A 22,104-nucleotide genomic window follows, 5' to 3' on the forward strand; every position below is an offset into this window, starting at 1 on the left:
TAGATATGGCAGGTTTTATATTTTTATATAATAATTTTTTCACCAAGAATTTTGCCATATTGCTGCCATATTGATCCTTTATAATAAGACTTGTTGCCGAACGTATGGCTAATATAAAATCATTAATTTAGGGAGGTAAAATCAATGATTCAAACTGGGAAAAAACTGTTTACAAAGTTAGTGACTGCGGTTGTCGGAATTATGATGCTTACGGGACTTATGACTGTAAGCTGTAGCAGCAATCCGACCGGAATGCTAGGAATAGCTCAGGCAAGTCCGGTAAAAGATCTGAATATAAGCAGTCAACAAAAAGCAGAAATTGAGGTGATATTTCGCCAGGCTAATAATCAAATAAAAGAACTAAAGGCCAATGCACATATTAGCCGGAGTCCATTTGCCGGCAAACAAAGAAAACAGCAAATACAGGATTTGGTTGAGCAAATCCAGACAATAAGAACCGGTGCGCTGAGCAATGTACGTAATCAGTTGAATCCAACCCAACAGGCATCATTTGATCAAATTACTGCAAAAATGAAGGAAGCAGGTAAAAATCAAATTGAAATGCTGAAAAGCTTAGAATTAACGCAACAACAAAAAAGAGAAATTGCGAAAGTGACTGAACAATCTAAAGTTCAAACATGGGATGCTTTAGGCGATAGCACACTCTCAAATGAGCAAAAGGCTATGCAAATAAAAAAAATAAAGCAAGATTCCACAAAGACTATTCGTGCACAGCTTACAACAGAACAGCAAACCAAATTTGATGCTTGCCGGCAACAGCAACAACGAATCTTGTTGCCCGCTCCTGTAAAATCAAGCCTCCCAGGCATCTGATTCGAATCCAACAAAATGGATATTACGATGAAAAGCCTCCTGTTGTAGGATAACTACGACAGGAGGCTTTTATATGCCACGAAAATGGACAAAAGTGATACGCTATGGAAGCAATTATAAACATGACACTGTGTCATGTTCATTAAAGGATTACTTATTGTTTTGATGTACCTTTTGGTTTGTAATATTATACAGAATAGATGCTGATTAATGAAAATAATACATGCTTTTCTGTATGGATGTAAGCTGTGATAGCGGAAAAAAGATGTGGAAAATTCACCATATGAGTGATTAACAATGCTAGGATCATGCCCATGGCGGTATAGGTAGAGCCAATTTTTAGTGTTGTAAAATCGATATGTTTTTTTATCGTCGAACCTAAAGCTTCGACAAAAGGAAATTTCAGCCTGAGTTTTTCGGAAAGGGTTTGCGGTGTAGATGTTTTTGAAGGAAATAATTCTGGTGCAAAGAGCGCTTTTTTTGCTAATACAGAAGAAGGTTGCAAATGATCACGAAGTACTACAAATTCTGAATCGGCTATTTCCAATAATCCAGCCAAACGTGAGAACTTACGTCGTACGTTATAGGAAATAGTGGCTTGCGACTTATATTCTAAATCATGTTCTATTTCTGCCCAAGCATGCTGTAAAATAGAGCAAATTTGAATTTCAACTTTACAATTTGCAAAGTTTTTATAGTTAGGCAACTGTAGTTGGCTGGTAGTCAAACTTGCTATAAAATGTACGGATAAGTAACCAAATTGAGTTACCGGCAACAGCTTTCTTTTATCTACCGAGTTTATCGGATCAATAGTAAAAGATTCTTGAATGATATTTGCAACTAAATCAACATCATCCGAAAAATATGTAATAATGCGAATGCCGCATAGGTCGGTTATTCCTTCTAATTTAGTATAATTTTTTTTGATTATTTTATTTTTTAGGCTAGTTTCTCCTTTAACACGTGATACGATAGAATGAATACGAATATTTTTTTCCATTAAAAAATTAGTTACTAAATCTTGCATTTCATGGGTAAAATCATTGTACATAGAATGGTTTTTTCTATACAAATCAAGTATTTTTTCCATTTAAATGCCTCCTGAGAATAACTGTGTAGTACAGCATAAATTTATACGATCATTGAAGCTGAAAAGTCTGGGGGATAAAAACAGTATGTTGTTTATTTTATAATATTACTCAACTTTTATAATTATTTTAGAAAAAATGTCCAGAATTATAACTTTGACAAGAAAAGATATAATTCTGGGCATATGTTACTGTTTATTGGTCACATACAACAAAGCCTATGATTCAGTAACTGCTTCCTTACGCATCGTCGTCCAGCGGTAAATAATAATTGGCAAAATCAGTAGCGGCACACCAAGATATAATGAAGTTCTGAGTTCTTCGGTAAAAGCGACAAAAATCAGGCAAGCAATCTGGGCCCAAATGCCAAATTGAGTAATATATGGGAAAAACGGGGCTTTATATTTTAGTTTCTTTACTTCAGCCGAGCTAAGCTGCTTCCGAAAATTGTATTGACTCCAGCAAATCGATATCCAGGAAATTGCTCCGGTAAAGCCGGATAAAGCCAGCAGATAGGTATAAATACTTTGATCTTGATCAAAGGTATATAACACTACCCCAAGCCAACATACCACAATGGATAAGGCCGTAGCATTTTGCGGCACGCCCTGACTGTTGAGACGTCCCAGAAATTCGGGAGCCATCTTTTCCTGTGCTAGTGCATATATCGCACGCGTGCAGCCATATAAACCAGAATTTGAGCAGGAAATAGCGGCTGTTAAAACAACAAACGAGAAAATAGTTCCTGCCCATTCCAAATTATAAGCGCTCAATGCTGCCGCAAACACACTTGTTTCCAAGCTGGCTTTATCCCAGGGGAAAATAGTGACCAATAACAGCATGGGAATAATATAGAGCGAGATAATCCGCATAGTGATCTGTCTGATGGCAGATGGAATTGTCTTGGCCGGTTCTTTACTTTCTGCTGCTGCCAGACCGATTATTTCCGAGCCCTGAAAATTAACTAGAACAATTACCATCGTCAGCAGCACAGCCCAATACCCTTCAGGTGCAAAACCGCCGTTAGATAACAGAACACTAGTTCCTAGATAATCCCCGCCACCAATAGCGCCAAAAAAAATCATGATAGCTAAACCACAAAAAATTAGAAGAGCAACAATCTTAAATAGCGCCAGCCAGAACTCCATTTCACCAAACAGATTAACCCGGGATAAATTTATAGATGTGATCGCTAAGCCAAACAGTACCGCCCACCACATTGCACTCACTGCAGGGAAAAAACCGTTCATGATAATACCGGCAGCAATCATTTCGGACGGTACATACGTTACCCAGGTTAGCCAGTAACACCAGCCCACACCACACGCCCAGGCCGGTGATATATAGTCACGGGTGTAACTGATAAACGAACCGGCAATTGGCCGGGCCACCGCCAATTCACCCAAACATACCATAACAGCATAAACAATCAAACCGCCTAACAGGTAGGCCAGTACTGATGCCGGGCCGGCTTTGCCAACCACATACCCACTGCCTAAAAAATAGCCGCTGCCGATAATTCCCCCAAGGGCAATCATTTGCAGATGCCGGTTTTTAAGCCCCCGATTTAATTGTCTCTTAGTATCCTGCTCTTCCAACTATCATTCCTCCAGTATTGTACAAAAATGCTTTTGGAATGATTATATCACAATACTAATTTCTGGCAATGGAATTTCCACGATTATACATGAAATAATGACAGTTGATAACATTCAGCAGGAAAAGGAATAAACCATACCGAACTCATAATTAACCAAATTGTTACCAATAAAAAGCTGCTGGTCTGCGGCGTCGGCAGGTTAAAGGATGGTGTTTTATGGCTAATGTTCTTGCAATTATAGCAAATCCAAGAAAAAACTCATATACAGTTCGACTTATGCAGTCATTTATTAAGGCGTATATGAACAATAATCCTACTGATACAATTAGTGAGTTGGATTTATATAAAACGGAAATCCCGGTAATTGATAGTGAAGTATTGGAGGCTTGGAATAAAACAGAAGAACAACTTACAGCTAAAGAAAAAACTCTATTAGATAAAATTGATCACTTTACAAATCAGTTCTTAGCAGCTGATAAGGTAGTTATTGCTGCTCCAATGTGGAATTTACAGTTTCCTCCCATGCTTACAGCATATATTGCTAACATCACCGTACCTGGAAAGACCTTTGAATATACAGAAACCGGATGGAAGGGATTGGTAGCGAATAAGCCAGTGCTGCTTATTCATGTTCGCGGCGGAGTTTTCTTGCATGGTCCAGCCAAAGCATATGATCACGCGGTACCTTATTTAAAATCAATCTGCAATTTGTTGGGAATCACTAATTTTAAGACAATAATATGTGAAGGGATTGAAGCAGACCCTAACAAAACGGAGAAAATTTTTGAACAGGCGGTATGTGAAGTGACAGAACTAGCTAAAATTTTCTAACCTTTAGAAGCGTTCAGCGACAATTGTCTATCACAGATTAAGTTTGTGTTTTCTTAAGTGACTGAACGTAATTAACAATGTTGGGGTTATCCTTGGCCCACTTTTCTCTTGCCTGTCGAATAGAACTGAGATGTTCTTCAATATTATCCGGCGTAATAATTACGCCGAAATCAGCAGGACTATCCCCCCTGGTGCCAATTAATTGCCCCAAAATCATATTTCCGATTTCTTTATTATAATGAGAACCGTCCCAGTAATACCGCCTTTCGCTACCTATTGGATCAGTGGTAATACTGTTATATCCTGAAAAGTCCAGAATTGGCGTAATGGCGCATAACAGGCGTTTCATATTTTCAAACTCCTGCCATTTCCCGGCCACATGAATTGCTTCCATATCTGTTGCATGCGAGGGAGAGATAAAAACTTTGCATGTAATATTTTTTTCTCGACAGAGGGTAACCAGTTCGCGAAACTCATCAATACGCTCTGGCGATAATTCATAGTTTGCATAATGTTCTTTGGTATTAATGTTGAATCTGTTGATCATAGTAAAACCTTCGATATCGACAATTTTGCCATAAATATTTTGGATGGCAGGTTCAGAAGTCTTGCCGTTAGGCTCAAAAAAGCTGGGCACAGGCGTACCCAAATTATTTTTAACTGTTATCATAGTACTTTTCAACGCATCCAATGATGCCGCGGTCTCAAGAAAGCTCTTACAAGTAAGATGTGATTTCCCCATCTGTTGATTTGGGAAATCCTCGCCGTTGGGAAAATTACGATTAAATCCATAGAAGTCTATACCGATAATTACCTGTTTTAACTCAGGTTGATTTTGTAAAGCATGTTTAAAATACCATAACATTTCGTTCATCGTAACACTAGACACGCCTGTATTATAAATCGTCTCAGGATATATCTGCGCGTAATAGCCAGGATCTAACCCTATACGCGCCCTAGATGATCCAATAAAAATAATTGATGGTTTTATATTAATTATTGCAATAGCCCTACATAACCGTTCATGTGTTTCTTGTTCTGACTTGCAGGCATTGACGGATTTATTATTCCATACATTCCAAATGCCAAAAGGATCAACAAGTATATTAATCACACAAATGGTACTAACTAGTACTAATACTAATGTGCATAGTTTTAGGTTATAGCTTCTATATCTGTTCACAACTAAACCCCATTTTCCTCAAAATTAAAATTGAAAATACAGAAACTCTGATACCTGTGTTAACTCCAATAATGCTATCACAAATGCTATCGCGATAGATAGTACCCATTTCCAGTTGGGATTAAAATTCACAATGTACTGGTATGGATTTTTGACCGTTGTGACTACTAGCATAAGTACAGCTAGCACAATCAGCTCTATCTCGCCAGCTTTTAATAAACGGAATACATCTATATCGGCACCGAATCTATTTAAAAATGCAAAGTTTGGTTCTAGTGATATGGAAAGGATAATACCTTTAAGCCCGGCCATCGCATGTAAAATCGCAAATGCATCATGTATAGTATTAGCTCTAAAAAATACCCATCCAATCACAACTGAAATAAATGTAAGCAACCATGCTGCCAATGCTGGCATAGAAAACCCAGTTTTCTGCCACATATGATTTACTGCCAAATAACAACCATGTAAGCCGCCCCAGATAACAAACGTCCAACCTGCTCCATGCCATAGTCCTCCGAGCAGCATAGTAAGCAATAAATTCCGGATTCGCTTCATCTCACCATTTCTGTTGCCTCCTAGCGGTATATAGAGGTAGTTCTTTAGAAATATACATAAAGTGATATGCCATCTACGCCAAAAGTCAATAATCGATGTCGCTTTATACGGCGAATTAAAGTTGATTGGTAAAACAAAATTAAACATAAAACCAAGGCCAATTGCCATTTCAGAATAACCGGAAAAGTCGAAGTATAACTGCAGTGTGTACCCTATTGCTCCAGCCCAGGCATCAATAAAATTAACCTTATCCGCATTGTCAAATACTACCTTGACCCAGGGTGCCAGTGTATCTGCAATTACAACTTTTTTAAACAAGCCCATGGTAAACATTGATATTCCTAAAGCCATGTTTTTATGTGAAAAGACAAAATTCCTCAACTTTGAAAATTGAGGTATCATATCTTTATGATAAAGAATAGGCCCTGCTATCAAATGGGGAAATAACGTTACAAATAGGCTATATGTAAGTAAACTATATTTTTGGGTATCACCACGATAAGCATCTACTAAATAGGCAGTTTGCGTAAACGTAAAAAATGAAATACCCAGTGGCAGAATTATCTCGGGAACCAAAAGTGACGTATCTAATATATCATTGCAAGACCGCATAAAAAAACCAGTATATTTAAAATAACCTAATAGAGATAAATTGGTTACAATAGCAAACGCGAGTAAATATTTATTTCGCGTTTTTTCTATAAAAGAACCAGCAGTATAGTTAAATACTATTGATCCCAATAACAGCGGTAAATATCGTATGTCCCAATAGGAATAAAATGCTAATGAGGCAATCACGAGCGATGCTGTCGCAAGCTTGGTCAGCTTGTATTTTGCTAACGTAAAATAAATCAATAATGTAATTGGTAAAAAAATAAAAATAAACTCATACGAATTAAATAACATAGTGTCACCTCAAAAACTTGCTTACATAATAAAATTCTACAATTACTTTCTTATATTATCAGTTTAGGTTAATTTTTACAAGCCACAAACATAACTTCCGAACGACTGAAAAAAGCTTTGAGGAATATAAAATGCATAAAGGTAAGGCTTTACGGAGAATCTGTAAAGGCTTACCTTTATATTTAAGCCCACTGTCAACCATAAGGGCTTTATTGAATATTTCATATTTTAATTATACATATGTGGATTTATAATTACAGTTAGCAAAAGGAAAATTATTCAAGAGCAGGAGGGATTAGGCTAATATGATCCGAATTAAAAGTTTGAGTAATAATTACCAATTATAGGGGGCATTTTTATGACTGAGTGGAATCCAGACTTATATTTGAAGTTTGAGATGGAACGTACACAACCTGTTAAAGATCTAATTTCCAGAATAGAAAAAGACGAACCGGCGCGAATTATTGATATCGGTTGCGGCCCAGGAAATAGTACAAAACAGCTTAAAAGTAAATGGCCAAAAGCTGAAATTATTGGACTTGACAATTCTTGTACTATGATAAAAAAGGCCAAGGAAAACATACCGGATTTAAAATGGGTGATAGCAGATGCAGAGGCAAATTTATCACATTTGGGAAAATTTGATATTGTTTTTTCTAATGCAGCAATTCAATGGATTCCAGACCATGAAAAATTAATCCCAAAACTATTTTCTATGTTGAATGAAAATGGGATACTTGCGATACAAATTCCTAATGTGACTGATATGGGTATCAATAAAGCTATTCAAACAACAGTGAAAGATAAAAGGTGGAATACATATTTAAACTCAAATACTACTGAAATTTTTTATGATTCACCACAAGTATACTATGACATTCTATGCTCGCTAACATCGGAGATTTATTTATGGGAAACAAATTACTGCCACGTGATGGAGAATCACCAGAGTATAATTGATTGGTATAAATCAACAGGAATGAGACCTTACCTTGATAAACTACCAAACGAAGCTCTTAGGTGTGAATTTGAAACTGATGTATTGAAATTAACTGAGAAAGAATATAATCTCCAAAAGGATGGCAATGTATTATTTTTATTCAGGAGAATATTTTTTATAGCTTATAATGTACTAAAAGAAAAGCGCCCAAAAGGACGCTAAATATACCTATCAAAACTCTTTATTTGTTACCCATTTCCCACCTACATAATCAGTATCATATACACTGAGAATAATCCGTACTGCTCTTTTCAGTATTCCATTTGAAGTGTCATCAATTATTTTACGTGGAATATTAGGCCTATCGTCTGTAGGTCCTTGATAATAATGACTTACTGCATAACTATAATATGTTGTCTTATAATCATAAGTCACTTTTATCTTAACCGTTTGTTCCTTTAATATTAATTCCCAAATACCAACTACTTTTACAAATCCTTTTAATTGTGGACAGTCTAGTAAGCCTTCAAACACATTATTGATATCTGTATCCATGTTATACTCATCTCCTTATATTCCATTTTTTTACTTACTTCGGTAAAAGGAAGTAATTTCCTGCAAAGAATATAATGTGAAAAACTTATTAATTCCTAAAGTGGCAAGTCATAGAAGCTGTCTAATTCATGTTATTACTCGGCTATATATATACTAGTTGTAACTTAAAATGGATTACTCTGTTCTTCCAGTAATTTAAGAAATTCAGTTACAATCATCGGATCAAACTGTGATCCTGAACACCGAATTAACTCGCTGATGGCGTAATCGTAGGTACTTGCTTCCTTATAAATCCGTTTGTGAGTCATAACATCAAAAGAATCTATAACATTGATGATTCTTGCCAAAATAGGAATATTGGTTCCGGCTAGTCCCTGGGGATAACCGGTACCATCATACTTTTCATGGTGGCTCAAAATTTCTTCGGCCACATGAGATAAACCAGGTGTTGCTTTAGCAATACGGTAACCTATTTCTGTGTGTTCTTTTAAGGTTGCAAATTCGTCATTTGTTAATTTGCCGGGTTTCATTAGTATATGTTCAGGTATGCCAATTTTACCAATATCATGCAATAGACTCAAAAGCTCTAATTCATGCAGTTGGTCATTTGATAGATGCAGATTTTCCGCTAATCGTAAAGCTAGTTTTTTAATTCTTTGGGTGTGTTCTTCTGTTTCACTATGTTTTTCATACAATGTTTTTTCTAAGGAAACAATAGTTGCACTTCTCACACTTTTTTCTTCTGTCATCTTATTTCGATACATTTTTTCTTCTGCCAGACTCATAACAGCTTCTAGAGTAGGCCGTTCTTTACTACTGGCGCTGCCTAAAGCAATACTGATACTAAACCCAAATGTTTTCACATTCCGGCATTCTTCTTGAATTCTTTCGATAAGTTGCGCTACATAACTGTCACTTTTATTTTTAATAAACAGTACAAATTCATCCCCGCCCCAGCGGGCGATGATATCGTCGGGTTCACTTACGCTGCATAAAATATGGCTGATTTTCACAATTAAGCTGTCTCCATCTTTATGCCCAAAAGTGTCATTTACTAATTTTAACCCATTTACGTCACCCATGATTATAAAATAGTCTAAATCCGGATGATAGGCTAATTCATTTAGTTGTTCCTCAATATAGTGCCGGTTCCAAAGCCCTGTTACAGCATCATAATAACTAAGCTTTACTATTTTTTCTTCAAATTCTTTTCTTGCACTTATATTCAATAAAGAACAAACCATTCGCAAGGCTTTGCCATTATGGTCTCTTTCTACAATTTTGACCTTATGAAGCACCCAGATTAATTCGCCGGTCAATGTAGTAAGTGTATATTCCATTTCATCATAATCTTTTTCACCCTCAATCAATGCCTTTAGTTTTGCATTTGCTTCCGGCCAAAAATCAGGATTAATTCTTTTAAAATAAGCTGCCAGCGGATCAAATGCAGGCTGATTTTTTTCTGCGTCGCTCACTTGACTCCATTTGGGACTGATATAGTAGTCATTGGTTTTAAGATTATGTTCTATATAGCCGTCATCAATTGATTCTAAGATTGTCCGCACCCTTACATCTGTTTCTTTTTTCTTTTTATAAGCATCTGTCAGCTCTGCTAACATCAAGTTTATTGAATTAGAAATGTCGGTAATCTCGTCATTGTAAGGAACAGAGAGCATTTTACTCGTATCTTGTGTTTTGGCTACATTTTTAATAAAATTGTGTATCAAGCTTAACCTTTTAATTATGTGTGTTTGCGTCATACCTACGGCAAAGATTACGATAACAGTAAACAAAATTAAAAAGCTGTCTATAAATAAGCGGATATAATATTTTCCTAAAGAGTATTCCGTTCTCGGCATTGAAATACCAACATTTATTTCATAAGCTCCATTAATATCCTTTATTGCGCTGTGGGCGTCAATTTTTTTCTCGGTTTTTTCAACAACTATATTGTGCTCGATGGTTGCAGCGGGATTCTCTGAAATAACAATGGCAGCGTCTAGAAGATTGCTTATATAGCAAATAATTTCCTTATCAATTTTTCGCCCTATTAGTAAAGTGCCGTTGCTAATAGCAGTTTCATCACTCGTAGTAATGGGCGCTATGCAAATGATAAAAATAGCTCCATCAATATTGATAATGCCAGTATGTGCAGCCTCGCTATCATCAGAATTCAATAGGTCATTTACTTTATCTGTCAGCTTTTCTTCAAAAGCGTTAAAACTATCATCGTTCATATCAGCTCGTACACTTTTTACAATAGTACCATCAGTATTAAGGAAAAGCATAATATTTAGATTAATCTTCTTAAGTATATCTTCTTGTAGATTTTTTTCTTCATAACCATCTAGTTCGCCAGCCATGTAAAAGTAGGTATCATCCCAACAAGCCCAATCTCGGGATATTCCTAAGAGACTCTTTGTTTCTCTGCTAAGTATTAAATCTAGTTCGTTGAATTTTTTTTCTATTAGATTAGTTTCCAATTGATCAATATACTTTAAAACAATTTGATTCATAGACCAAGTAGTAAGCATAATTGTGGCTAGTCCTATAATTATCGAAAATATTAGCATTTTTTGCGTAATCCGGGTAATTTTCAAAGACATACCTCCAGTATATTCCAAAAACTAATTCCTTTAATAAGTTTTAATTGCAATAATCATGCCGTTAGGTGTAGTCAGGCTATTCTAATTTTAACATGACAGTGGTGCCATGTTGTTAAAGTAACTTAATTTTATAGCTGGAAAAAATCATTTTAATGGCATAATAGAAAATTCCTGTTAAATGTTGCATGAATTTAACGGGAATTTTTGGTAAATAGGGAATTAATAGCAATAATATAATATTTGAGGATGGGAGTGGTTAAAGGATATTGTAATGGCACGTTATGGAACAATTTAATGACACGATATGGAACAAAATGTTCCAATGTTGACAGGACAATGGGGGAAAATATATATGGAAATAACTATTATTGATAATGTGTCTTTTGAATTAAAAAAGACACAAAATTTCGGATGGCTGAAGGAACTGGGAACTGTTTTCTGCGTGTTTGATCAGCAAGATTCTGGGAATATTTCCTTTGGTGTACAAAATGACGAGAAAAAATACTTTGTAAAATACGCAGGGGCGCAAACAGTTGAGTATGAAGGAAATACGCAAACAGCAATAGATAATCTTAATAAAGCGATAACTGTATATCAGGATTTAAGACATGAAAATTTGATTAGTTTTGTAAAAAAAATAACGACAGCTGATGGAGTAGCACTCGTGTTTGAATGGTTTAATGGCGAGTGTTTATTTGCTCATTGGACATTTGATAAATGGAACAGATATACTCACCCCAATTCACCCTATTATAAATATAGAAGATTGAGCTTTGAAAAACGATTGAAATCTATAAGTGCAATCTTTAATTTTTTATTGTTTGTTGAACAAAAGAATTATGCAGCAATTGATTTCTATGATGGAAGTATTCTATATGACTTTAATACCGATGAAACCAAAGTATGTGATATCGATTTTTATAGAAAGAAACCTACAGTGAATGATATTGGGGAAAATTTTTGGGGACCAAAAAGATTTAAATCACCCGAAGAATATATTTTTGGGGCACCTATAGATTCAATAACAAATGTTTATACAATGGGAGTACTTTTGTTTGGATTGATCGGTGGTGAATCTGATCGGTCATTTGAAAGATGGGAAGGATCAAAAGAACTATATGAACTTGCATGTAAAGCGACTTTTCCAGAGAGAAAACTGCGATTTCAATCTATAAAGAAATTTTACAAAGAATGGGAACAGGCGTTAAGTAAATTAACCTAGCAGAATGAAAACCGGGTAAAACGTTGGATCTATAAGGGAGAAAAATAGCATCGTCCTTAGCAAAAATGCAAGGCGGAGACTATTTTTTTGCATTGAAAAGGATTTTCCCCTGATTTTTTTGAAAATACTTTGAAAAAAATTGGAATGATTTTAATCTTACTAGCATAGTAAATATATTGTCTGCTGCTTTTGCGGTAAGATACAAAGAATAGCAAAGGAAAGGGTGAGAAGGGTATATGGAGGGGAAAACTGTTGCAAGTTCAGCATTGATAATGTCAGTGGTTATGCAGCCAGACCAGGCTAACCCTGCGGGTAATGTACATGGGGGCGAGATTATGAAAATAATGGATAATGCTGCATTTGTTGTCGCACAGCGACATGCACGCACAAACGTTGTCACTGCGAGAGTAGATGAGTTGATTTTTCATCAACCTATCTATGTTGGAAACTTAGTTACCTGTCATGCTTTTCTTACCTTTGTCAATCGATCTTCGATGGAAGTTGTAGTTACGGTAGAAGTAGAAAATCTTTTTAGCGAATCACCAGGAAAATGTGCGCTAACAGCCTATTTTACAATGGTTGCATTGAATGTTGGAGGGAAGCCACTGAGTATATCTCCTTTGAAGTTAGAGACTGAAGAAGAAAAGATAAGATTTGAAGAAGGACGACAACGTCATGAATTGAATAAGAGCAAAAAGAAAGAAGCGCAGATATTGCTGGTAGGTAATTAAAGTCAAGCCCCCAATCACAATTTTTGTTCAAAGTAAAATGAGCAATGCAAACAAGCCTTTTTCAAATGCGACCGATACTCAAAAAAGGCACTCAATTGATTTTTTGCTAAACTGCTTTTTAAACTTAGGTCGGAGTAGTTGTTATTTGACCCTTCTGATAGAAATATTTACTCGGTAATTTCCATATTCCAAGATCGAATCTAAAAAATAGTTCAAATCATCTTGAGAATTAACCTGAATTTTCAGCATGTAACATCCTTCTCCACTAATCCGACTAGCTTCTACCACAGATTCATTATCTCAAGTACATTAACTAACATTATTGCAGGAAAAATAAGTAAAGTATAGAACTAGAGCCATAGCTACTATTTCGATAGCTATGGCTCAGTGCTTAATATACAACAAGTTGATTGAAGGTGGAGGATATTTGTTTTCCATGCTGGATTATAAATAAAGAAGTAATCACCAGTAAGGTATGTGGAGAATTTGAAATAATTAGAACGACGGTTAAATATGCGAAGAGAGGGACATTTACAAAAAAACATATTTTTTAAGTATGACGAAGAAAGAAAACCTATTTGGAATGATACGTATGAATATGCAATATTGGCAGATGAAATGGTTTAATTTCGCGTCAACAACCCTGTTAGTCCGACATTTCTTTCTCCTCAAATGGAATAAAAACTAAGCTAAATGCAGAGCCATCGGGCCCTGTTTTAACTTCCAGTTTTGCATTGTGTCTCTCAGCAATACGATAGCATACTGCAAGTCCTAGACCTGTACCATTATCTTTAGTAGTAAAAAAGGGGGTGCCTATCTTATCCATGATAGTATCGGGAATGCCTTCACCTTGATCAATAACAGTTAAACATACTTTTTCATTCTGCTCTAACGTTTTTATATATAAAGTTCCATTTATTTTCATAGCCTCTAGCCCATTACGAACTAGATTAAGAATACATTGACGAATTTCTTTTTCATCAGCGTGTATCTCGTGGGTTGACTCCCCCATAAATATGATTTGATGACCTAATCTAAGAGCATCGGCTTGCAATAGTGGAAGTATATTCTTTATTAAATTATTTATGTTAACTGGGTGACGTTCAACAGTCTTATTTTTTGCTAATGAAAGAAATTCAGTAATAATAGAATTTGCTCGATCTAACTCTTCGATCATTAAATCGAATGAGGCTCGATGTTTCTTAAATTCATCCTTATGAACAAAGTGTTGTAAGAATCCCCGTACTGTTGTCATTGGATTCCGAACTTCATGGCCTATACCTGCTGCCATTTCACCAATTATATTTAGTCGATCAAGACGGTTCATTTCCTTCTTAAATTTAAGATTATCAGTAATGTCAGTCAACATTACAACTGAACCAAACGCTTCACCGTTTTCCTTGTCAAGTAACATTGAGGCACTAACGAGAAAATAGAAAGTACTATCTTTTCCGTTGAAACAAATTTCTTGTTTTAGATCATTTTCGTAGCGTAATAGGGATTCGAGATTAAGACTTTTATGATGAATTTCACAGTAAAGAGGTATTGCACTATCGAACTGCTGAGAAACTATTTGTTCACCGAACAAACTAGTCGCCATATTATTAGCTTTTACAATAGCTCCGTTAGTATCGCATATTAGAATAGCCTCTGTTGCTTGATCAAGAACGAGGTTGGTTAACTTCTCGCGCCTTTTTTGATCTGTAAGATCTGTAACAACTATGCAAGCAAACATATCAGTATCCAACGTGAGACGAGCGCAAGAAATATTTACTGAAACTTGTTTTCCCTGTTGTGTCTTAATCCATGTTTCTTTTTTGTACCGAGCATGTCCCGCATTTAAAGTCTTATTCATAGCAGATAAATCGCTTAAGGGAAAATATAAACTTGTCGGTGAACCAATGATTTTATTAAGGGGAACATTGATAAGTTCTGCAAATTTTCTATTACAAAACAGGATATGCCCGTTTGTATCAATTGTCAAATAGCCTTCTTGCATTTCTTCTACAAGTACTCTGTAAACGTGGTCCGCTCCTTTTAGAATATACACTTGGTCTTTATGATGATGAGAAACTAGTAAGGCATCTACCTCACCGTTCTTAATAGCAGAGAGAACATTATTTGCTTCGTGTAATTGCTCTAGTAATTCCTCTTGCTTCAGTTTTTTAAGGTCTTCATGGTTATGCATAATAGAACTCCTTACTTACGCAGTTAGCTTAGCTATAATTACTTCTATATCAGACATATCTCCTATAAATAGCCGAATCGGAACCGGTTTTCTCTTTATCAGTGTAGGAACGGCTATTATTTGGTTTTCTTTAGCTAGTTCGGGTTGCTGTAGTATATCTATAATTTCCAAGTGGTATTTTATCTCTGGATGATCTTGAAAAAGTGTTCGTAAATTAGAGATAGCTCTTTGTGAGTGTAGAGAACATCCCGCAATATATAGTTGTAATAAGCAAGGTTGGAATTTTTCCCTGACGGCGGATAGTTCAAAGTTATCAGCAGAACTAACATAGTCCATTACATAGCCTCCTAGTTAGGTAAAATACTGAGCCCCACTAGTACCCGTTCAGTATTTGATAAATCGCCAATAATTTTTATCAGCGGCATAGGTAATTGTCTTACAAGTGTAGGGATGGCTAAGATTTGATGTTCTCTACCTATCTGCGGTTTTTCTACAAGGTCAATAACCTCAATTGTATATTTTCCAGACAAATGAGTTTCACATATTCTCTTCAAGTTAGCAAAAGCCCGAATAGATTTTGGTGTTTGTCCTGCAACATATAGTCGTAGGATCCATCTGTCTTGATTTTTATCTAGACTTTCCATTATATTACTATTCATCATGGTATCACTCCCTCGTTAGTCAGCCCTTCATTTCAGTAATATTCCTTCACCGGTTAATACGAACTCGCGTATTTGATCGGAATGTGCCATACCCCTGGATTTAATAATATGTAGACCGCGGTTTCGTTCTCCATTTAGTTCTATATCCCGGAGGGTAATCCAAGTATCGACAAGAGAGGAGATTCCGACTCCTGTTGACTCAAGTTTTGAGGTATCAGAAAGATCTAATAAAATTGTAGTTATATTTTTCATTTTCAAGAAATCCATTAGACGCATCAGCATAACTTTTACGTCAGTCTCATTAGCGATTTCAGTCAAGTTTGAAATTGGGTCAATTACTACGATAGCAGGGGTATACTCAGCTATCTTTTTGTGCATTGAAAGTAGATGCATCTCGAGCCCGATATTAGTTGGCCGCCATGCGTATAATCTTAAGAGATCTTCGGAAACCCATTGATCTAAATCAACACCAATGGAATGCATATTGCGAATGATTTGACTTTGTGATTCTTCAAAAGCAAAGTAAAGGCAGCGTTCTCCCCGGCGGCAAGCTGCATCTACGACATGTGCAGCCACGCTGGTTTTACCAGTTCCGGCAGTTCCTGAAATCAGTACTGTGCTACCAACATAAAACCCTTCACCACCTAACATTGTATCTAGTCTTGGAATACCAGTTGATACTCTAGAAATTAATGCTTCGCTTTTTAGTCCTATTGAGGTTATTGGCATTATAGAAATGCCTTGTTCGTCTATGAGGAATGGGTACTCATTCGTTCCGTGCGCGGAACCTCGATATTTTACAATTCGTATCCGTCGAGTAGAAATTTGCTTAATTACCTTGTGGTCAAGCAAAATAACGCAGTCGGAGACATACTCCTCAATTCCATGCCGAGTTAAAGTTCCGCTGCCTTGCTCTCCGGTTATTATAGAAGTAACTCCTTTATCTTTTAGCCAACGGAAGAGACGCCGTAGCTCTGCACGTAATATTTTTGTGTTAGAGAGTCCGGAGAATAATGCCTCGATTGTATCTAGCACAACACGTTTAGCACCAATAGCGTTTATTTCATAGTCAAGCCTTAAGAATAGACCTTCTAAATCATAATCGCCGGTTTCTTCAATTTCATCTTTATCAATATAAACATAATCCATCATAATCTTCTTTTTACTACAAAGATCATCAAGATCAATACCTAAAGATGCGAAATTTTGGGTTAATTCTGCCTCGGTTTCTTCAAATGAAACAAAGACACCTGGCTCATTATATTGGAGGGCACCATTAACTAAAAACTGCATACCCAGCATGGTTTTGCCGCAACCTGCTGAACCACAAACCAGCGAAGCCCTACCTAGCGGTAAACCACCACATGTTATTTCGTCAAGTCCTTCGATTCCGGAAGGACACTTCTGTAAAATTGCAAGTTCATTGCTAGAATCTCTAGCCATAAGATCCTCCTCAAATTGGATGAAAATACAAAAATTTCTTATTACAGTTCTTCTTTCGACAATATAACTTGTTTTCCTTCCAGTCTCGAAGGTGCAAAAGCTTCTTTAGCTAATCTTTAACTATGATAGACATCTAAAGTGGTATAATGTGGTTGTAAACTTAGCTGAAATGAGTTCACTGTGTTTTATTGCAGGTTATTCGAGAAGGAGGTGAGGTGTCAGAGGGACGGGATTATTGACAAGGGATAAGATAACGCAGGGGGTGAAATTGTCAAATAAGAAATACATTCTTAAGAATACGTTAAATGAATATAAAAAATAAAAGCAGGTGATGAGATGAAAACAAGGACGTTTTACCGCAACCTGCTGCGTAGGCTGATTGTCGCAGGATTGTTATGGGGGATGAGCGAACAGGACGTTTGGTGTGCTGATGCGGCTTCTTTCAAAACGGAGGAATATTTCGCCAGCACAGGACTCAATCTGATTAACGCGGCGGACGCCTATGCATTAGGCTATACTGGCAAGGGCATTAAGCTGGGAGTTTGTGACCAGTATGTGCAATTTTATCATCCGGAATTTAGCAGTAAAACGGGCTCCGGGTATATTGGTGTGCCACCAAGTGATTATGATTGGGCAAAAAATAATCATGCTACTCATGTAGCCGGCATTATGGCTGCTGCCAAAGACAATACCGGGATGCATGGCGTAGCGTTTGACGCGAATCTTCTTTCCGGTAATTTATTTGTTGATAATAATATTGGTGATGTATATAGTGGATTTAATCAAGATAATAGTGTAAAAATTATCAACAACAGCTGGGGTCGAGATATTTACATTGATACCACGACGTTAGGAAAAGAGGATATCCGTTATTTGATGAATAACGATAATGATGAGTATTCAGTCATGCGGCACAGCATTTTGGACTATGACAAAGTATTAGTCTTTGCTGCCGGCAATGCCGGCCATGCATCCCCGGATGTAGACGCGCTCTTTCCTTATCTATACCCGGAAGCGGCTGGTAATTTTATTAATGTAATAGCTCTGAACAGTGATGCATTTAAGGGTACGACGACAGGTACTAATGCTGTCGCTTTGTTTAGCGATCTGTCCAAATATGTGGAGGAAAATAGTATTTCAGCCCCAGGTTTGTTTATTAATTCAGCTAATTCAGGCACAGGCGGCTATGTAACCATGTCCGGCACATCGATGGCTACACCTTATGTTTCGGCTTCAGCCGGACTGGTTCAGGAAGCCTTTCCCTATATGACCGGCAGTCAGATTGTGGATACGGTGCTATCGACAGCTAACAATACGTTTACATTGCCAAAGTATACATTGACTGTGCAAGAAGATGGCGATGAAGAAAACCCCATTTATACCACTAATATCTATTATTTCGGCAATGTATCGTCTGTAAATGAAATCGTGAACGATTTAGTGGATTATTACAATAAAAACAGCTTTATTTTGCAACAGTATGGCTATGCAACAGCTGACGAGTTTGCTAATCAAGCTTGGGTTTACCAGAATACCCCGCGGGAACTTATTTTTGGCCAGGGTCTATTGGATGTGGGGAAAGCGGTAAAAGGGCCGGGATTGCTCAATGCCCGGCGGATGGATTTTAGCAATTATAGTCCGGCCAATGAATTTGGTCAGGCTCAGGCGCTATATTCTATTGATACGCAAGGTTATAATAGTGTGTGGAGCAACAACATTGCTGAAAAACGGGCCGGTTTGCTGTCCCCCACCAGTACCTATGCTGATTTGAAGTCAATTTACAACTATTATTTGGGAACTGATTTGGGTTTGGGTCTTTCAGGTGGCCGGGAATATATTGATACATACAATGCCAAGGCTATAGCCAATGGACTGCTTGATTTGCCTGTTGGACTGTACAAGAAAGGTAATGGCATTTTGGCGCTTACCGGCCAAAATACTTATAGCGGCAGTAGTATTGCTGCCGGCGGCGTATTGCAGATTGACGGTTCGGTGGCCGGAGGCGCTTATAGTATTCTTAGCGGCACAATTGCCGGTTCCGGTTCTATCGCCGGTGATTTGACCAACCGTGCCAGCCTGCAGGCCGGCAGCTATGGAATGCCGGGTACTCTTAGTGTCGGCGGCAATTTAACCAGCAGCGGCCAGCTTGTTGTCGCAGTACAAAATAATGTTGCCGGCAAAATTGCCGTAGTCGGCGAGGCAGATATTAAAGGCACTAGTTTGACTACTGCCGCGGGCAATACTTACCGGCCGGATACCAGTTATACTGTGTTGACTGCGTCCAATATTACCGGTAATTTCGCTTCCGGCACAGCGGCTGTTTCCGGTTTACTGAGTGCTCACGGTTCGCAAAATGGCACCAGCGCTTTTTTAGAAGTGAACCGCCAAAATAATATTGCTTCACCCAACTTGCGGCAGCAGACAGCGTATCTGCATATGAACGCAATGTATGATGCGCTGGCCGGGGATGCCCAACGTCAAATGGATACACTGTATAATTTGAATACTTTGTCCGCTGCGCTGGCTTTAAATGAAATTTACGGCGGCGCTCAAATCAATCAGTCGCTGCTTATTCAACGCAGCGATCTGTTAAGCAACGCGATAACGGCTCGCTTCAATCATCTAAACCATAACAACCAGGAGGAAAGCAGTGGATCGGCTGGCAATCTGTCAGAAAACGATTTGGCGGCTAAGGGTGTGATTCCGCTGCATTTGGATACAGACAATGGCTGGTGGATGAAGTTTACTCGCAGCGGAGGTTCGAGAGATGCTTATGCCGATGAACCCGAAATGAAATCCAAGGGGCTAGGCATTGTTGTAGGCCGGGATTGGCAAAGCACCCCGAACTGGCGGGCAGGCTGGATGTTTGGTTATGAAAACAGCGATAATTCCTCGGCAAGTGCTCGCAGCGAGGCTGATGATTACCGGCTGGGTTTTTATGGTGACTATAGCCAGGGTGCTTTCGATAGTCAAGTCTATCTTGCCTGCGGCCGTCAAACCAATGCGTCCACACGCTATTTACGAGAATTAGGTTTAACGGCGGACAGCCATTATGGCAGCCATACTATCAGCCTGGGTTTGAAAGAAAAGTACAATTTGTATGAAGGGCGAAAAACTCCCGTTACACTTAGTCCCTACGTTGGTGTGGATATTACCCGTTATACGCAAGACAGTTTCCGCGAACAAGGAGCCGGCAATTATAATCAGGTGGCTGATCATTCGCACAATACGTACAGTACCGGCGAGATAGGACTGGAGTGGGAGCACTCCTTAAAACAAGGCCATTATGGATTTAATGTGGGTTATAAAAGAGTTTTGGGTGGTTATGATCCGCAAATGACAGTCGCCTACGGTGGCAATTTGGATGATAAGTTCACAATTGACGGTGGTCGGCAGGATCGGGAATATTTGGTCTGGGAATTAAACGCTGAGGGATTAGTAAATCCTACCTGGAGCATCAGCGGCCGGGTTGGCGGAGAAAAAGGCAGCAATAGCTATAATTGGAATGCGTCGCTTATGCTCAAGCATGATTGGTAATTGAGCGACAAAAACGGTGGAGAATGTTTTAAAACTCCTGGTAGATCCTATATTGGATTTACCAGGAGTAAAAATATAAAGAGGGTAGAAGGGCGATGGAGTGGTTATTTCTGATTAAAGGATTAATATTAGGCTTTTCTATAGCTGCACCGGTGGGACCAATTGGAGTACTTTGTATTAGGCGTACTCTGTCCAATGGTATGCTAAATGGTTTGCTTTCAGGTTTAGGTACAGCGACAGCTGATGCCATATATGGTTGTATAGCCGCGTTTAGTGTAACAGTTGTTACTGCTTTTTTACTAGATAATCAATCTTATTTGCGTCTGATTGGAGGACTGTTTTTACTTTATTTGGGTTATAGAACATTTCAATCTATTCCAGCAGAAAATACTGCGAACGAGAGAAGTAATGGTTTTTTAGGTTCCTATACATCTGCTTTTTTCTTAACGTTGACGAATCCGATGACTATAATGTCTTTTGCCGCAGTTTTTGCAGGACTAGGAGTAGGCTCAACTGGTGGAGACTACATACCAGCAGGATTATTAGTTCTTGGTGTTTTTGTGGGTTCAATGCTCTGGTGGCTAACATTAAGTGCATCGGTAAATCTACTGCGTTCAAAATTTGACCAAAAGCGTCTTAAATGGGTTAATCAGCTTTCGGGGTTTATAATAGCTGGATTTGGTATATTGAGTTTAATTACGATTTAGTGCTTCTATGCTGGTAACTTTCTAGGGGTTCTGGGTGATTCGGACTCACGTCTGTTGCTGTTCGTGGATATAGTCAATAGGAAAAACTAGGCCAACATTAGTCAATTTGCTGACTAATGTTGGCCTTTTGTGTGTGCTCAGCATGGTTTCCTTTATCTGAGGGCTTATTTTCGCAGTGAAATCACATATTGAGAAAGAGGAATGAAAGTCATGAAAAAGTACATGAGATCCAATTTCAAAATCTTTAATGATTCTTTGTCTCCATTATATATAGTTGAAGGTCCATCTAATAAAATCTTAAATCAAACGTTAACAGCAGGTAATTCTATAACGTGGACGCCCGCCACAGGGAAAAGTATCTATTTAACAGCAATTCAAGTGGCTTCAACAGCACTGTTAAGCATAGCTGTAAACGTAAATTTGACAAGAGGTGGTAATAATTTTTTAGTAATTGAGAGACGGATAAGTTGCAAAGGATTGTTCGTAAAGGAATTGGACTCAAGTTAGAGAATA

Annotated in this window: 18 protein-coding genes; 7 read left to right on the forward strand and 11 right to left on the reverse strand. The window is 37.7% G+C overall.

All coding sequences use genetic code 11. The features are described 5' to 3' along the window. Nucleotides 1–144: 144 nt before the first annotated feature. Nucleotides 145–834 (forward strand): Spy/CpxP family protein refolding chaperone, encoded by a 690-nt coding sequence (locus AC1ECB_RS00980; protein ID WP_485667068.1) that lies wholly within the window; start codon nt 145–147, stop codon nt 832–834. Nucleotides 835–1,021: 187 nt separating this feature from the next. Here AC1ECB_RS00980 and AC1ECB_RS00985 read toward each other — a convergent pair whose 3' ends face one another. Together AC1ECB_RS00985 and AC1ECB_RS00990 are read right to left on the reverse strand one after the other, a co-directional pair. Next, nucleotides 1,022–1,924, reverse strand: coding sequence for a GTP pyrophosphokinase (locus tag AC1ECB_RS00985; RefSeq protein ID WP_485667069.1), 903 nt, complete (start codon nt 1,922–1,924; stop codon nt 1,022–1,024). Nucleotides 1,925–2,140: 216 nt separating this feature from the next. Continuing rightward, nucleotides 2,141–3,460 carry an amino acid permease gene (locus tag AC1ECB_RS00990; RefSeq protein WP_485669250.1) on the reverse strand — a complete coding sequence of 440 codons (1,320 nt, stop codon included), beginning with the start codon at nt 3,458–3,460 and terminating at the stop codon, nt 2,141–2,143. A 278-nt stretch (nt 3,461–3,738) separates the two neighbouring features. Between AC1ECB_RS00990 and AC1ECB_RS00995 the strand changes: the two genes are divergently transcribed. Then, a complete protein-coding gene (locus tag AC1ECB_RS00995; RefSeq protein ID WP_485667070.1) occupies nt 3,739–4,353 on the forward strand; it encodes an FMN-dependent NADH-azoreductase in 615 nt (204 codons plus the stop codon). A 37-nt stretch (nt 4,354–4,390) separates the two neighbouring features. Here AC1ECB_RS00995 and AC1ECB_RS01000 read toward each other — a convergent pair whose 3' ends face one another. Both AC1ECB_RS01000 and AC1ECB_RS01005 read right to left on the reverse strand, forming a co-directional pair. Next, nucleotides 4,391–5,536 carry a hypothetical protein gene (locus tag AC1ECB_RS01000; RefSeq protein ID WP_485667071.1) on the reverse strand — a complete coding sequence of 382 codons (1,146 nt, stop codon included), beginning with the start codon at nt 5,534–5,536 and terminating at the stop codon, nt 4,391–4,393. Nucleotides 5,537–5,560: 24 nt separating this feature from the next. Next, the gene (locus AC1ECB_RS01005; protein ID WP_485667072.1) at nt 5,561–7,000 is read right to left on the reverse strand and encodes an MBOAT family O-acyltransferase; all 1,440 of its coding nucleotides are present in this window, start codon (nt 6,998–7,000) and stop codon (nt 5,561–5,563) included. Nucleotides 7,001–7,358: 358 nt separating this feature from the next. Here AC1ECB_RS01005 and AC1ECB_RS01010 point away from each other — a divergent pair, with 358 nt between their 5' ends. After that, nucleotides 7,359–8,162 (forward strand): methyltransferase domain-containing protein, encoded by an 804-nt coding sequence (locus AC1ECB_RS01010; RefSeq protein ID WP_485667073.1) that lies wholly within the window; start codon nt 7,359–7,361, stop codon nt 8,160–8,162. Nucleotides 8,163–8,171: 9 nt separating this feature from the next. Here the strand turns inward: AC1ECB_RS01010 and AC1ECB_RS01015 are convergent, their stop codons facing one another. Further along, nucleotides 8,172–8,495 (reverse strand): hypothetical protein, encoded by a 324-nt coding sequence (locus AC1ECB_RS01015; RefSeq protein WP_485667074.1) that lies wholly within the window; start codon nt 8,493–8,495, stop codon nt 8,172–8,174. Nucleotides 8,496–8,659: 164 nt separating this feature from the next. Then, the gene (locus AC1ECB_RS01020; RefSeq protein WP_485667075.1) at nt 8,660–11,095 is read right to left on the reverse strand and encodes an HD domain-containing phosphohydrolase; all 2,436 of its coding nucleotides are present in this window, start codon (nt 11,093–11,095) and stop codon (nt 8,660–8,662) included. 358 nt (nt 11,096–11,453) lie between these two features. Between AC1ECB_RS01020 and AC1ECB_RS01025 the strand changes: the two genes are divergently transcribed. Both AC1ECB_RS01025 and AC1ECB_RS01030 read left to right on the forward strand, forming a co-directional pair. Beyond that, nucleotides 11,454–12,323 (forward strand): hypothetical protein, encoded by an 870-nt coding sequence (locus AC1ECB_RS01025; RefSeq protein WP_485667076.1) that lies wholly within the window; start codon nt 11,454–11,456, stop codon nt 12,321–12,323. A 284-nt stretch (nt 12,324–12,607) separates the two neighbouring features. Then, on the forward strand, nt 12,608–13,054 hold the full coding sequence (locus AC1ECB_RS01030; RefSeq protein WP_485669251.1) for an acyl-CoA thioesterase: 447 nt from the start codon (nt 12,608–12,610) through the stop codon (nt 13,052–13,054). Between the two features lie 141 nt (nt 13,055–13,195). On the opposite strand, the gene AC1ECB_RS01035 is transcribed toward AC1ECB_RS01030, so the two are convergent. The 5 genes from AC1ECB_RS01035 to kaiC all read right to left on the reverse strand — a co-directional run bounded on the left by AC1ECB_RS01035 (nt 13,196) and on the right by kaiC (nt 17,347). Further along, nucleotides 13,196–13,342 (reverse strand): Lrp/AsnC ligand binding domain-containing protein, encoded by a 147-nt coding sequence (locus AC1ECB_RS01035; RefSeq protein WP_485667077.1) that lies wholly within the window; start codon nt 13,340–13,342, stop codon nt 13,196–13,198. A gap of 358 nt (nt 13,343–13,700) precedes the next feature. Continuing rightward, nucleotides 13,701–15,242, reverse strand: coding sequence for an ATP-binding protein (locus AC1ECB_RS01040; RefSeq protein ID WP_485667078.1), 1,542 nt, complete (start codon nt 15,240–15,242; stop codon nt 13,701–13,703). Between the two features lie 15 nt (nt 15,243–15,257). Then, nucleotides 15,258–15,578: a circadian clock KaiB family protein gene (locus AC1ECB_RS01045; protein ID WP_485667079.1), complete on the reverse strand. Its 321-nt coding sequence runs from the start codon at nt 15,576–15,578 to the stop codon at nt 15,258–15,260. Between the two features lie 11 nt (nt 15,579–15,589). After that, on the reverse strand, nt 15,590–15,904 hold the full coding sequence (locus AC1ECB_RS01050) for a circadian clock KaiB family protein (protein WP_485667080.1): 315 nt from the start codon (nt 15,902–15,904) through the stop codon (nt 15,590–15,592). Between the two features lie 27 nt (nt 15,905–15,931). Further along, complete coding sequence (kaiC, locus tag AC1ECB_RS01055) at nt 15,932–17,347, reverse strand: circadian clock protein KaiC (protein WP_485667081.1); 1,416 nt, start codon at nt 17,345–17,347, stop codon at nt 15,932–15,934. A gap of 336 nt (nt 17,348–17,683) precedes the next feature. On the opposite strand from kaiC, the gene AC1ECB_RS01060 reads away from it, so the two are divergent. Beyond that, on the forward strand, nt 17,684–20,884 hold the full coding sequence (locus AC1ECB_RS01060) for a S8 family serine peptidase (protein ID WP_485667082.1): 3,201 nt from the start codon (nt 17,684–17,686) through the stop codon (nt 20,882–20,884). A gap of 95 nt (nt 20,885–20,979) precedes the next feature. Beyond that, on the forward strand, nt 20,980–21,591 hold the full coding sequence (locus AC1ECB_RS01065; protein WP_485667083.1) for a LysE family translocator: 612 nt from the start codon (nt 20,980–20,982) through the stop codon (nt 21,589–21,591). The last annotated feature ends 513 nt before the right edge of the window (nt 21,592–22,104 follow it).

The organism is Sporomusa sp. 246TCP1 (assembly GCF_057319775.1).